At 65.8% G+C, this 11688-nt stretch carries 14 protein-coding genes; 9 read left to right on the top strand and 5 right to left on the bottom strand.

The window, feature by feature from the left end; translation table 11 throughout:
• A partial coding sequence (locus ACFE71_RS12880; RefSeq protein WP_375429191.1) for a TonB-dependent receptor plug domain-containing protein occupies positions 1-487 on the bottom strand: 487 nt, incomplete at its 3' end.
• Positions 488-706: 219 nt separating this feature from the next.
• Between ACFE71_RS12880 and ACFE71_RS12875 the strand changes: the two genes are divergently transcribed.
• Positions 707-1930 (top strand): TetR/AcrR family transcriptional regulator, encoded by a 1224-nt coding sequence (locus ACFE71_RS12875; protein ID WP_375429190.1) that lies wholly within the window; start codon positions 707-709, stop codon positions 1928-1930.
• 562 nt (positions 1931-2492) lie between these two features.
• Here ACFE71_RS12875 and ACFE71_RS12870 read toward each other — a convergent pair.
• A complete protein-coding gene (locus ACFE71_RS12870; protein WP_375429189.1) occupies positions 2493-2918 on the bottom strand; it encodes a hypothetical protein in 426 nt (141 codons plus the stop codon).
• Here ACFE71_RS12870 and ACFE71_RS12865 point away from each other — a divergent pair.
• Positions 2832-3311 carry an SDR family NAD(P)-dependent oxidoreductase gene (locus ACFE71_RS12865; RefSeq protein ID WP_375429188.1) on the top strand — a complete coding sequence of 160 codons (480 nt, stop codon included), beginning with the start codon at positions 2832-2834 and terminating at the stop codon, positions 3309-3311. The two genes, ACFE71_RS12870 and ACFE71_RS12865, sit on opposite strands and share 87 nt — an antisense overlap.
• A gap of 309 nt (positions 3312-3620) precedes the next feature.
• Here ACFE71_RS12865 and ACFE71_RS12860 read toward each other — a convergent pair whose 3' ends face one another.
• Positions 3621-4538 (bottom strand): LysR family transcriptional regulator, encoded by a 918-nt coding sequence (locus ACFE71_RS12860; protein WP_375429187.1) that lies wholly within the window; start codon positions 4536-4538, stop codon positions 3621-3623.
• 191 nt (positions 4539-4729) lie between these two features.
• Between ACFE71_RS12860 and ACFE71_RS12855 the strand changes: the two genes are divergently transcribed.
• The 3 genes from ACFE71_RS12855 to ACFE71_RS12845 all read left to right on the top strand — a co-directional run bounded on the left by ACFE71_RS12855 (position 4730) and on the right by ACFE71_RS12845 (position 6747).
• Entirely contained in the window at positions 4730-5155 is a 426-nt protein-coding gene (locus ACFE71_RS12855) for a DoxX family protein (RefSeq protein ID WP_375429186.1), read from the top strand.
• 175 nt (positions 5156-5330) lie between these two features.
• Positions 5331-6164: an alpha/beta fold hydrolase gene (locus ACFE71_RS12850; protein WP_375429185.1), complete on the top strand. Its 834-nt coding sequence runs from the start codon at positions 5331-5333 to the stop codon at positions 6162-6164.
• On the top strand, positions 6157-6747 hold the full coding sequence (locus ACFE71_RS12845) for a TetR/AcrR family transcriptional regulator (RefSeq protein WP_375429184.1): 591 nt from the start codon (positions 6157-6159) through the stop codon (positions 6745-6747). The genes ACFE71_RS12850 and ACFE71_RS12845 overlap by 8 nt, the downstream gene beginning before the upstream one ends.
• Before the next feature lie 39 nt (positions 6748-6786).
• Here the strand turns inward: ACFE71_RS12845 and ACFE71_RS12840 are convergent, their stop codons facing one another.
• On the bottom strand, positions 6787-7188 hold the full coding sequence (locus ACFE71_RS12840) for a winged helix-turn-helix transcriptional regulator (RefSeq protein ID WP_375402748.1): 402 nt from the start codon (positions 7186-7188) through the stop codon (positions 6787-6789).
• A gap of 69 nt (positions 7189-7257) precedes the next feature.
• On the opposite strand from ACFE71_RS12840, the gene ACFE71_RS12835 reads away from it, so the two are divergent.
• Positions 7258-8289, top strand: a complete 1032-nt coding sequence (locus tag ACFE71_RS12835) for an SDR family oxidoreductase (RefSeq protein WP_375429183.1) — start codon at positions 7258-7260, stop codon at positions 8287-8289.
• Positions 8290-8484: 195 nt separating this feature from the next.
• On the opposite strand, the gene ACFE71_RS12830 is transcribed toward ACFE71_RS12835, so the two are convergent.
• Positions 8485-9408 carry an NmrA/HSCARG family protein gene (locus ACFE71_RS12830; RefSeq protein WP_375429182.1) on the bottom strand — a complete coding sequence of 308 codons (924 nt, stop codon included), beginning with the start codon at positions 9406-9408 and terminating at the stop codon, positions 8485-8487.
• A 109-nt stretch (positions 9409-9517) separates the two neighbouring features.
• Between ACFE71_RS12830 and ACFE71_RS12825 the strand changes: the two genes are divergently transcribed.
• From ACFE71_RS12825 to ACFE71_RS12815, 3 genes are all read left to right on the top strand, one after another.
• Positions 9518-9928, top strand: coding sequence for a winged helix-turn-helix transcriptional regulator (locus ACFE71_RS12825; RefSeq protein WP_375429192.1), 411 nt, complete (start codon positions 9518-9520; stop codon positions 9926-9928).
• Between the two features lie 526 nt (positions 9929-10454).
• Positions 10455-11066 carry an FMN-dependent NADH-azoreductase gene (locus tag ACFE71_RS12820; protein WP_375429181.1) on the top strand — a complete coding sequence of 204 codons (612 nt, stop codon included), beginning with the start codon at positions 10455-10457 and terminating at the stop codon, positions 11064-11066.
• A 150-nt stretch (positions 11067-11216) separates the two neighbouring features.
• On the top strand, positions 11217-11688 hold a 472-nt coding region (locus tag ACFE71_RS12815), incomplete at its 3' end, for a pirin family protein (RefSeq protein ID WP_375429180.1).

Below are 11688 nucleotides of genomic sequence, written 5' to 3'. Positions count from 1 at the left end.
GCGTTCCTTGCGGCCCGCGCAGGATCTCGATCCTGTTGATCAGGATCGGCGAGCCGCCGATCGCGGTCGTCTCCGAGGTGTAGAAGCCATCGACATAGGTGGCGACACCCGGATCGCTGCCGAGCTGGTTGGTGAACCGCCCGACGCCGCGGACGAACAGCCGGTTGGGAAATTCGGAGAAGCTGACGCCCGGCGTGAACTTGGCGACGTCCTGGATGGTCGAGATGCCGAGCTCGTCCCGCCTCTCGTCGCCATAGACCGAAATCGCCACCGGCACGTCCTGAAGCCGTTCCTCGCGCCGTTGGGCGGTGACGATGATGTCGCTCGTCGCGTTGCGGGCGTCGGCCCTCGTCGCGGCTTGATCCTGCGCTTCGTCGGCCGCCGTCGTCGGCGCGACGGCTTGCGGGAAGTCATTGGCCACGCTCTGCGCTGCGGCCTCGATCGGCGCGGCGATCACCGCGACGCTCGCCAGGAACAATGCTCTCACCGCTCTCTCCCATGTTCGTCGAGCTTTTTCGCCCGTACGCGCCGCCTCCCGCATCCCGCCGCTTCATGCCCCTTCGGCACGGGACGGCGGGCGACCGGTTCGTCGTAACTGGTTTTGGATAACGCGCGGCCCTTGTCAACATCCAAACGGTGGCATGCCTCCGATCCCGCTTGACCAGCCTGATCCAAAGCGGGAACACGCATCGGATATGGAACGCGCATGAAAGCGGCAGGAGATGAACGACGCGCGCTCGGCACCGCGAAATTCGAGCAGCGTCGTCGGGAGATACTGGACGTCGCCTCGTCGCAGATGAACGTCCTCGGCGCGCGCGGCATGACGTTGACGGGCGTCGCCCGCGAACTCGGCCTCGATACGTCATCCGTTACCTATTATTTCCGCAAAAAAGACGATCTCGCCTTCTGCTGCATGGAACGTACGCTACTTTGGACGCGGGAACAGGCCGCGACCGCGGCGCGGGAGACGACCGGCTCGCGCGTCGTCGAGTCGTTCATTCGCGCTCACCTTTCGCTGCAGCGGGACTCCTATCCGACCGACGCTCCCCGATACGCCCTGCTGTCCGACATGCATTCGATGATCGGGGAACGGCGCGCGATGCTGACGGCCATCTATGTCGAGGTCGTGTCGTCGTTGCGGGGCGGCTTGAGGATCGCCGATCCCGAACGGGCGCTGGCCGCGACGCTCGTGCTGTTGGCGACCGTGCATTGGATCCCGTCCTGGATCGGTGGTTACGCGGACGGGGACATCTCCCGCGCGGAGGCGCGGCTGCTCGACATCCTGACGACCGGGCTCGCCGGATCGCCCGATTGGCCGTCGAGCGCTCCACCGCCCGAGGAGCCCGACCTGCTGGACGCGCAGAGCCGCTTTCTGCACGCGGCCACGACCCTGATCAATCGTGACGGCTATCACGGGGCGAGCGTCGAGAAGATCGCCGCCGAACTGGGTGTCAGCACCGGCAGCTTCTACCATCACCTTGACAACAAGAACGAGCTCGTGGTGGCCTGTTTCCGGCGCAGCTTCGCGCTGATCGATCACGCCAGGATCATCGGCGAGGAAGGCGGCGGAACCCAGGGAGACCAGCTGGCGAGGACCGCCGCGAGCCTGTTCCGCCTGCAGATCGAAGGGCTCAACCCGCTGCTGCGAACCAACGCCTATCAGGCGCTACCGCCGCCCTTGCGACGGCGGATGCTTCACCGCACCGAACAGATGCAGCGCCACTTCGCCGGCATGATCGCGGACGGGATCGCCGAACGATCGATCCGTGCCGTGGACCCTCTCATCGCCAGCCGAGTCTTCGTCTCGATCATCAACGCCGCCGCGGACATCCGTGACTGGCCGACCGGCGCTTCGCTCGCCGCCAGCTTGGCGGCGTATCTCTCGATCCTGACGGATGGTCTCTGGGGCCGAGGCGGGCGGCACCGGTAAGCGGGAGCATCGCAGCGGCGTGCGCGAGCCTTCAGCTCGCTATGGGCGTTTCCTGAAGAAGATACTCCCGCACCTGCCGGGCGTGGCGCATGTCAGTTCCAGCGTCATCCTGCGGCGGCTCAGATCGACCACGAAGCTTCCGGTCGTGGGGGCATCCCCCGGCTGAGTCGAACGCACGGTCGCAGGTCCTGACCGGCCGCGCGCGCCGGCAAGGTCGTCCAGCGTTGCATATCGATCGCGGAGATGGGCCGGTTCGACCTATGCATCGCGGGCTTTGCTTCCCGGCGACGGCCCGCTGCGGCCCGCATTCTCCACATAGGATTAAACAGAGCGTGGTTACGATCCGATGAGCGCGGCGGGCGAAGCGTTGCGGCCGGATGGTTTCGGGACGACCCTGCGGCAGGAGGCAAGCCCGCGTCGCGCGGGTTTGACGACGACGTTTTCCGAAAGGTGGCCCATGAAATCGCTTTTGCCCATCCTACTGCTCGCGAGCGCCCCGCTCGCCGCTCACGCCCAAGCGCCCATGGCGGCCGCATCGCAAGATAGGCTAATCCCACCCCGCTCAGGCTGCGGTTTTGACTAAACATCCAGCAGTAGCGACAGCAGCCTGGCCCCTGCCAGCAGCCGCCGTGCACTGCCCCAAGGAATTTGGAATATCCGCCGCGAGCCTACGCTGGCAGCAAGCGTACGATCGGTTTGACCCGACCGCCCCCAAATAGGCGTTGCATATCGCCATGAGCTGACCTTGGACGGCGTGTCCTTCCGTGACGGGCAGGTTGCGCTCGAACACGTTGCACACCGTACTGAAGATCGTGGTCAGGAGCGCCGGGGTGACGGTAGCCATGTCGGCGAAGCTGGCGTCGGACGCACTCGCCAGCATCGTGGCGGCTGCGGCACCGACATGGCGCGCGAACGTTTCAATAAGCGCTTCGTTGTTGATCTCCACGACCGATCGATAGAGCGCGCGGGTGATCTCGGGACTTTCCATCTTGGCGACCATGGCCGGCTCGACATCCTCGTCAACAACGCCGCCATCGTCGATACGGAGGACGGTCCGCCGACCGCAAGCGCCCTGGAAGCCGCGCGCCGCATCATGAACACCAATTTCGTCGGCACGCTGGCGATGACGCAGGCGATGCTGCCGCTACTGCGTCAGGCACCGGCCGCCCGCATCGTCAACCTGTCCAGTTCACTGGGTTCGCTTACCCTCAACGGCGATCCGGCTTCGCCGTACTACTCGGCCCGGCTGATCGGCTACAACGCGTCCAAGGCCGCGCTGAACATGCTGACGGTTCAACTCGCCGAGGAGCTGTGCGACACGCCGATCGTCCGTCAACTCGGTCAGTCCGGGCTACGTGAAGACCGACCTGACCGGGGATGACGGCTTCTTGACGGTCAAGGAAGGCGCCAAGCTGCCCGTCGAATATGCGCTGCTCGGTGAGAACGCCGTGGCCGGTCGCTTCGTGGAGGCAAGCGGCGAGACACCCTGGTGAACTCGCGTTCATCGCATGCCGTCTCCGCCGGCCACAGGCTGTCGACGCGCGTGCTTACGGCGATGACAGGGCGGCTGAGCGCACTCAGTCCCGATGCAAGGCGCGGGCTTACGCCTCACATGAAAGGCGCGCTTCGAGTACGTCGCGACTGGATGCTCTATTGTCGCTCGCGCCCACGGGGTAGACGGAGGGTGCGCCTATTTTTCCCGGTGCGCCTTGTCCGCGGCGCATTCCCGAAGCCGGTCGACCAGCCAGCGGGCCGCGGGACCCGGGGGGGCCGCAGGCGGGTAGACCGCCGACATGGGCAGCGATAGACCCCCGGGGCCGACATCCTCGACGTCCAGAACCACCAGCCTTCCCGCCGCGATGTCCTCCGCGACCGCGTGAAGCGGCATCCCGCCCCAGCCCAGGCCGTCAAGCAGGAAGGCGTGCTTGGCGAACAGGTCCGCGAGCCGCCAGGTGGAGGACGACAGCACGCCGAATTCGCGACCGGACGACAGCGCCGAGCGGTCGGTAAGCACGAGCTGCAGATGCCGCGCGACCTCCGATCGCGGAATCGTGCCGCCGCGCAGTGCAAGCGGATGGCTTCCGCCGGCGACCATGACCATCGTAACGCTCGCGATCCTTTCGCCCGTGAGCTCGGACGGCATGAGCGGCAGCGACCCGACGACCCCGAGGCTCGCCCGGCCGTCGAGCACCGGCTGATAGGCGCCCCCCAACGCTTCGACGTAAACTCGCAGCGGCGTGTCCGGAAACCGCTCATGGAAGCCCCTCGCCGCTTCCGTGATGACGTTCAGAGGAAAAAGCACGTCGAACGCGACGGCCAGTTCGGCCTCGATGCCCGCCGCCATGCCCCTGGCCCGCGACTTCATGTAACCGATGCTCTCGACCACACCACGGGCGTCGGCGAGCAGCACCTCACCCGCCCGGGTAAGCTTGGGATAGCGTCCCGACCGGTCGAACAGCGATACCCCGAGCTGGCCTTCCAGATTGGCGATCAGCTCGCTGACCGCCGATTGCGCCCGCCCCAGCTTTCGGCCGGCAGCGGAGAAGCTTCCCTCCTCCACCGTGGTGACGAAGGATCTGAGCTGGTCGAGCGACAGTCCATCCAGCACGACCCACTCCGTCCATCGTTGTCGCCGATGGTACATACCGGAATATGGCGGCTGGTCCAATTCATCCGCCGAGGCGATATCCGGTCCACTGGCGCTTCGCGCGAGCCACGTCGCTCCGAACGCGAGATGCTCGGCGACCTCGACGTCAATGGCGCGCGACGCCTTCGTGATCAAACAGGAGACTCGATATCATGACCAGCTTCGAACGATACATGCCCGCCGTAGGCCGGGCCCTGATGGCCGTCCTCTTCCTGATGAGCGGCATCAGCAAGATCGCCGCGCCGGGTCCGACGCTGGGCTATATCGGCGCGATGGGGCTCCCGGCGCCGCAGGTCGCCCTGGGCGTCGCGATCCTGGTCGAGATCGGCGGCGGGCTGCTGCTCCTGCTCGGTTACCGCACGCGCGTAGTGGCGATCTTGCTCGCGCTCTTCACGCTCGCCACCGCGGCGATCTTCCACTCCGATTTCGCCGATCAAAACCAGATGATCCATTTCCTCAAGAACGTCGCCATCGCCGGCGGCCTGCTCAACATCGCGGCGTTCGGGGCCGGTGCCTTCAGCCTCGACGCGCGGTCCGCTCGGACCATCGGCCGCGGCACCCGCTCCGTGCCGGCCTGAGCCGATACGGCGCCGCCGCGAGCGGTGGGAGCGAGAACGTCGCTTCCGCCGCTCCTCGTCGGCGCCGGCTGAACCATGAATCGGATTGGTCCCAATCCGTGGCCGGCTCGATGTCGGAGGACCGCACGGAAAGCAGAGCTTGACCGACATGGCTATGGCCATTAGCTATGGAGCTATGATTATTAGCTTTGTCGGAACGGCGGGAGGCGAGCTCGCCGTGGAGGTCGCGGGCGACGGACCGCTGATCATCTGCTCGCCGGCGTTGGGCGACACGCGGGATGCGTTCGCGCCCTTGGCCGCGCACCTTGCGGCCTGCGGTTACCGCGTCGCCCGCGTCGACCTTCGCGGCCACGGCGACAGTAGTGTCGGCTTCGATCGTTATGGCGACGAAGCGATCGCGGATGATTTCCTGACGCTGATCGACGTGCTCGGTCGAGGAGAGCCGGCCATACTGGCGGGAGCGTCGCTGTCGGCGGGTGCCGCGGTCATCGCGGCGGGACGTCGCCCCGACCAGGTCGCGGGCCTCGTCCTCCTGGGCCCCTTTCTCCGCAACGGCATGGGTGATGCGATGCTTCGCGTTCTACGGGCCGCGTTCATGCGTCCGTGGGGCCCATTCGTCTGGCGCGCTTATGCGGCCAAGCTGTGGCCCGGGCTCGGGGCCAAGGCCGGCGAACGAGCGGCGGCTTCGACCGTGTCGCTGACACGTCCAGGGCGTTGGCCCGCGTTCCGCGCCACCTTCGCCGGTGCCGACCATCGTGCCGTGGCGCCGTGGATCGATCGTGTCCGGGCGCCGGTCCTGGTCGTCATGGGCGAGGCCGACCCGGACTGGAAGAACCCGCGCGACGAAGCCGAATGGGTGGCGTCGAACTTCGCCGATGTGGAGCTGATCATGGTGCCCGACGCCGGACATGCGCCGATGTTCGAGCGCCCGGCGGTCGTCAACCCGGCCGTCGCTCGGTTCCTGACGAAGATCGGCATCGATAAGGCTTCCGCGCGCGCCCATGCCTAGGGAAGGGCTCAAGCCCGAACTCGTCACGGAAGCGGCGGCGACCATCGTGGACGACCATGGGCTGGCCGCTTTGACGCTCGCACGGTTGGCGACCGATCTCGGCGTCGCGGCGCCTAGCCTCTACAAGCATATCGGCGGTATCGAGGATCTGATCCTACGGGTCTCCACGCTCGCGGTGCGGCGTCTGGCGGATGTCCTGACAACGGCCGCGCTCGGACGATCCGGCCGTCACGCGCTTGTTTCGATCGCGACCGCCCATCGTCGCTTCGCGATCGAACATGCCGGCCTTTATGCGCTGACGCAGACCGCGCTCAAGATCGACTCCAGTGCGCAACGGGCCGAGATTTCACGTCCGGTCGCGATCTTCGATGCCGTCGTCAGGAGCTACGGCGTGCCCGACGATCTATCGGTCCATGCGATGCGCATCGTCAGGGCCGGATTGCATGGCTTTGCCGACATCGAGACGCGGGGCGGCTTTCAAATGTCGCACTCGATCGACGAAAGCTTCCTGTTTCTGATCGACGCACTCCACGCCTCGCTCCAGCAGCTTTGCAAGCATGACCGACAGCTGCCGAACGCATGAGGCCGAATCATCGTGTTTCCGCCTGCGCCGCGCTCTCGATCATTCGTCGCCTTTTCGCAAATCGACCGCATATGCCTTCGACCATTCGAGGATCCCGGTGAACAAAGGCCTGAGCGCATAGGCGGCTTCGGTCAGTTCGTACTGCACGCGGGGTGGAACCTCGGCATAGGCGGTGCGGACAAGCAAGCCGCTGCCCTCGAGCTCCCGCAACTGCGCGGTCAGCATATGCTGGGTTATACCCGGAAGACAGCGCCCCAGGTCTCCGAAGCGACGGGGGCCATCCGCGAGATTCGCCATTATCTCCATCTTCCACTTTCCGGCCAATGCCCGGATAGCCTTGCGGAAGTCCGCGACTTCCGCATCGACGGGTCGGCAAACGCTTGGGCACTCCTCTTCGGAAGCAATGCTTGCCCGGCTTTCAACCTTGCTATGGTTTTTCATCCTACTTGCTTCATTCATCCTATGTCGCAAATCGATGTATGGTGATCGACGGCTTCCGTCGATGAGTATTTGAAACGTCTTTCGGGGGTGCGGATGGCCGAGGTCGTCGTGACGGGTGGATCGGGCTTCGTCGGCAGCTGGGTCGTCATCGAGCTGCTGCGGCAGGGGTATCAGGTGCGCACGACCGTCCGTGACCTGCGCCGCGAGGAAGACGTCCGCGCCATGATCGCCGGCGAGGTGGATCCCGGCGACCGCCTGACCTTCTTCGCGGCTGATCTGTTAAGCGACGACGGCTGGGACCGGGCCGTCACGGGGGCCGACTACGTCGTTCATGTCGCATCGCCGATGCCGACCGGCGAGTACCGTGGACAAGATGTCATCACCCCGGCGCGCGAGGGCACGCGGCGGGTGTTGGAAGCCGCGCTGAGGGCCGGCGTGAAGCGTGTCGTCGCCACCTCATCGACGGCGGCGGCTTCGCCAAGGATCAAGGGAGCCGGCGCGGATGAGGCGGTCTGGACGGACCTCCCTCCCAAGAAGATCTACGACTACCCTCGCGCCAAGACGCTGGCCGAAGCGGATGCCTGGGCGTTCATCAGGGCCGCTGGTGGGCGTATGGAGCTGACCACCGTTCTACCGTCCTCCATTCAGGGGCCGGTGCTGGGCCGTGATTATTCGGCCTCGGTCGATGTCGTGGGATTGATGCTGAAGGGAAAGATGCCGGCGCTTCCTCGGATCGGATTCGGTATCGTCGACGTCCGGGACTTGGCGACATTGCACGTCAAGGCGATGCTGTCGCCCGTCGCCGCCGGTCAAAGATTCATCGGGTCAGGCGATTTCCTGTGGTTCGCCGACATCGCCAGACTCCTGCGCGACGAGCTGGGTCCGCGAGCGACAAGAGTTTCCACACGCGGTTTGCCTGACATCATCGTGCGATTGGGCGGGTTGTTCAACGCGGAGCTGGCGCAACTGGCACCCAATCTCGGGGTGCGGACCCTCTATAGTTCCGCGAAGGCGGAGCGGATGCTGGATTGGCGGCCGAGACCAGCACCCGAATCGATCATCGATACAGCGAGAAGCCTGATCGAACGCGGGCTCATCTAGGCTTCACCATGCGACGCTCGCGGTCCAGGGCGGGACGGCCATGTAAGGCCGCCCTCCAACTGTTTTTGGGGCGCTTGCCGTCGCCCATTCCGTTGTGCGGTTCGTGAGCGGACGGCTCGATCCGTCTCACGCGATGTAAGCCAAACACGGTTCGCTATCGCAGTTCCGGGCGATCATCACTGCGAGCCGCTACAGCTACTTGTCGTAGCTCCAAACGCCATCGGTACCCAGGGCTGCGTGAAAGGCGGGACGGCCGGCCCCGGCAAGCCACGAGTGGAACGTCAGCAACCCAGGGGCGAGCGTCCGCAGAAGCGCCAGATCGGCGTGGCCGGCAAGCCGGCCATCGTCGACCAGCCTGGTCAGCCCGGCAAGGAAAGGATTGCCGGCGAGCACGTCGTCGGGGAAGCGCAGATAGGAAATAGGCTTGCCCGCCGCTTGGGTGAACGTCTCCGCCAAACCATTGCCGGTCACGGTATCGCTGGCGATCTCCAGCGTCTCACCCGCGAAGCGGTTTGGGTCCGCGAAGATCGCCGCGACGATCTTGCCGATGTCTTCGACGGCGAGCACCTGCACTTTCTGATCGGGCTGCATGAAGAACGTGAAATGTCCCTCGGGCAGGCCGAAGCCGGGCATCATCAGCATCTCCATGAAAGCCGCCGGCCGGATGATCGTGATGGTGATCGGGAGCGTCCGCACATGCCGCTCGATCCGTGCCTTGCTGTCGAAGTGGCCCATACCGGACGGCTCGTCCCGTGCCGCATTGCTGGAGCTATAAACGAGGTGACGGACGCCGGCCTCGGCGGCATGGTCGGCGATCGTCACTCCGTAGCGGACCTCCTCCTCGTCGGTCACGTTGTGGACCGCACCCTGTCCCGAACTCGGCTGCGCGCTGAACACGCCATAGGCATCGGCCATCGCCGCCCGGATCGCGGCGTCGTCGGCGAGATCGCCCTCAACGACCTCCGCGCCGGCTTGCGCGAGCAATTTCGCCTTCGCGCCGGCAGGGTCGCGGACGAAGGCCCGCACCGGCCAGCCCGCCGCCAAAAGAGCGGCTGCGACCGATCCGCCCTGCTGCCCGGTCGCGCCGAAAACCAGCACCGTTTTCTTGTCGTCTGCCATGTGGATACCCTCGTGATCACGCAAGGGTTACTCATATATACCCATGAAAACATGGCGGAAGGCGGCACATGGGACTGCCTCGGGCACAAGGAGGATACCGTTGACCCAGATGATCCATGGGCGGCCCTATGAACAAACCGAGCATGGCCCGCTCCTGCGTCCATGCGCACCCAACGGCGTTCTGCCGCGCTTGGGCGACAAGTGGACGATCCTTGCCCTCTCGCTACTGGCGCTCACCCCCGGCCACCGGCTGCGCTTTTCGGCACTGAAGAACGGTATCGACGGCATCACGCAGCGAATGCTCACCGTGACGCTCCGGAACCTCGAACGCGACGGCCTGCTGAGCCGTCACTATTTCGCCGAGGTCCCACCGCGGGTGGAGTACGAACTGACCGAGATGGGCGCGAGCCTTCTGCCGTCGCTGGAGGGTCTCACCGCTTGGATCAAAGCCCATTGGCCTCGGATCGAGGAGGCCCGCGGCACCTACGATGTTCAACGGGACGCCACCCATCGCCGGTAAGCGGCTTTCCCAATCAACCATCCCAATCGGAACGATTGCGGGTACTTCGCGGACGGTTCCGACCATCTTCTAGCCAACCCCCGTTCGCCATTCGCGAGCGGCCGGACCGGCATTGTGCGTCCGTCGCACCGATCGCGGTTTGCGCTTCAACGATCGTGCGCCTGCCGCATCGATTTGTTTCACGCAATGTGAGCCGGAAGACACCCCTTATCGCAGTTCCGGGCGATCGTCATTGCGAGCCGCTACGGCGATGGATGGCCGGAGCAGACGTCTCGAAACGGAGCGACCGACGGCGTCCCCCCGTGCGTTCGGACAACCGGCGACAAGTCGAGGTCTTGGCCGCGGTACGCCGACAGGGGTGTCGACGCCGGCCAGGCATCGGCTGAACCGATGGAGTCCGTCGGAATTACCCCGCTGGTCCGAAGCGCGCGGGGATACGAAGTTAGCGATCATGTTCAGCGCCCTCAAATCCTTCCTGTCGCCCCAACCAATCGCGCCTTCCCCGCGTTCTTCGGAGTACCTTCCCATGACCATCCTCCACATCGACTCCAGCATCCTTAGCGGCTATTCGGCCAGCCGCACGCTCTCGGCCCAGATCGTCGCGCGGCAGCAGGCGTTGCGGCCGGGCTCCAAGGTCATCTACCGCGACCTGGCCGCCGACGGGACGTCACAATTGACGGGCGAGCACATCGCCGTGCTCCAGGGGGGAACCCCCGCCACCCCCGTACTGGGCGCGGATCTCGAGATCGGCGGCGCCTATATCGACGATCTGTTCGCGGCCGACATCATCGTCATCGGCGCGCCCATGTACAACTTCTCCGTGCCCACGCAGCTCAAGGCGTGGATCGACCGGGTTTGCGTCGCCGGCCGGACCTTTCAATATACCGCCGCCGGTCCCGAGGGCCTGCTGCCCAAGGGCAAGCGGGCGTTCATCGCCTCCGCGCGAGGCGGCGTCTATAGCGGCGACAGCCCGGCGGCGTCCATGGACCACCAGGAGTCCTACCTCACGGGCGTGCTCGGCTTCATGGGCGTGACCGACGTGTCCGTCGTGCGGGCCGAAGGGCTGAACATGGGGGAGGAGGTCAAGGCGGCCGCGCTCGCCAAGGCGGCGACCCAGATCGAGGCGCTCGCCGCCTAATCCGCACCTGATCGGCTCGGTGTCGCGATGTCGTGCGACCCGAGCCCCTGACCCGAGCCCCCGACCCGACCTATTGATGGCCGCCTGCGAAACGGGCGGCGGGCGACACCGGCGGAACGCCTGGAGTCGCCCCAACCGGAGCGACCGACGATGCTGCAACACAGACCCCTGGCCGAGATCGGCGGCGGCGACCTTGGCTGGCTCAAGGCCAAGCACCATTTCGCGATCGGCGGCCACGGCAATCCCGCCCATGTCGCGGTCGGCAACCTGTTCGTCCTCAACGACGACGAGATCGCTCCGAAGGCCGGTTTTCCGCAGCATCCGCACGCCGACATCGAGATCATCAGCTATGTCCGCGATGGTGTCCTCACGCACGAGGACAGCATCGGCAACAAGGGGCACACCCAGGCCGGCGACGTGCAGGTGATGAGCGCGGGCACCGGCATCCGCCATTCCGAATATAACGAGCAGGACGTTCCGACGCGGATGTTCCAGATCTGGCTTCGGCCCCGGACCGGCGGAGGCGAGCCACGCTGGGACACGCGCGCCTTCCCCAAGACCGACCGGTCGGGCTCGTTCGTGGCGCTGGCGAGCGGCTACGGCGCTCCGGACGCGCTCCCGA

This window comes from uncultured Sphingomonas sp. (genome assembly GCF_964237155.1).
Taxonomy (GTDB): Bacteria; Pseudomonadota; Alphaproteobacteria; order Sphingomonadales; family Sphingomonadaceae; genus Sphingomonas.
This window is presented reverse-complemented; position numbering and strand designations above follow the sequence as displayed.

Bases quoted from the DNA above. Each gene is read 5' to 3' on its own strand.
- ACFE71_RS12830 (WP_375429182.1), bottom strand. From the start codon at position 9,408: ATGGCAGACGACAAGAAAACGGTGCTGGTTTTCGGCGCGACCGGGCAG.
- ACFE71_RS12875 (WP_375429190.1), top strand. From the start codon at position 707: ATGAAAGCGGCAGGAGATGAACGACGCGCGCTCGGCACCGCGAAATTC.
- ACFE71_RS12825 (WP_375429192.1), top strand. From the start codon at position 9,518: ATGATCCATGGGCGGCCCTATGAACAAACCGAGCATGGCCCGCTCCTG.
- ACFE71_RS12865 (WP_375429188.1), top strand. From the start codon at position 2,832: ATGGCGCGCGAACGTTTCAATAAGCGCTTCGTTGTTGATCTCCACGAC.
- ACFE71_RS12845 (WP_375429184.1), top strand. From the start codon at position 6,157: ATGCCTAGGGAAGGGCTCAAGCCCGAACTCGTCACGGAAGCGGCGGCG.
- ACFE71_RS12850 (WP_375429185.1), top strand. From the start codon at position 5,331: ATGATTATTAGCTTTGTCGGAACGGCGGGAGGCGAGCTCGCCGTGGAG.
- ACFE71_RS12820 (WP_375429181.1), top strand. From the start codon at position 10,455: ATGACCATCCTCCACATCGACTCCAGCATCCTTAGCGGCTATTCGGCC.
- ACFE71_RS12870 (WP_375429189.1), bottom strand. From the start codon at position 2,918: ATGGAAAGTCCCGAGATCACCCGCGCGCTCTATCGATCGGTCGTGGAG.
- ACFE71_RS12855 (WP_375429186.1), top strand. From the start codon at position 4,730: ATGACCAGCTTCGAACGATACATGCCCGCCGTAGGCCGGGCCCTGATG.
- ACFE71_RS12840 (WP_375402748.1), bottom strand. From the start codon at position 7,188: ATGAAAAACCATAGCAAGGTTGAAAGCCGGGCAAGCATTGCTTCCGAA.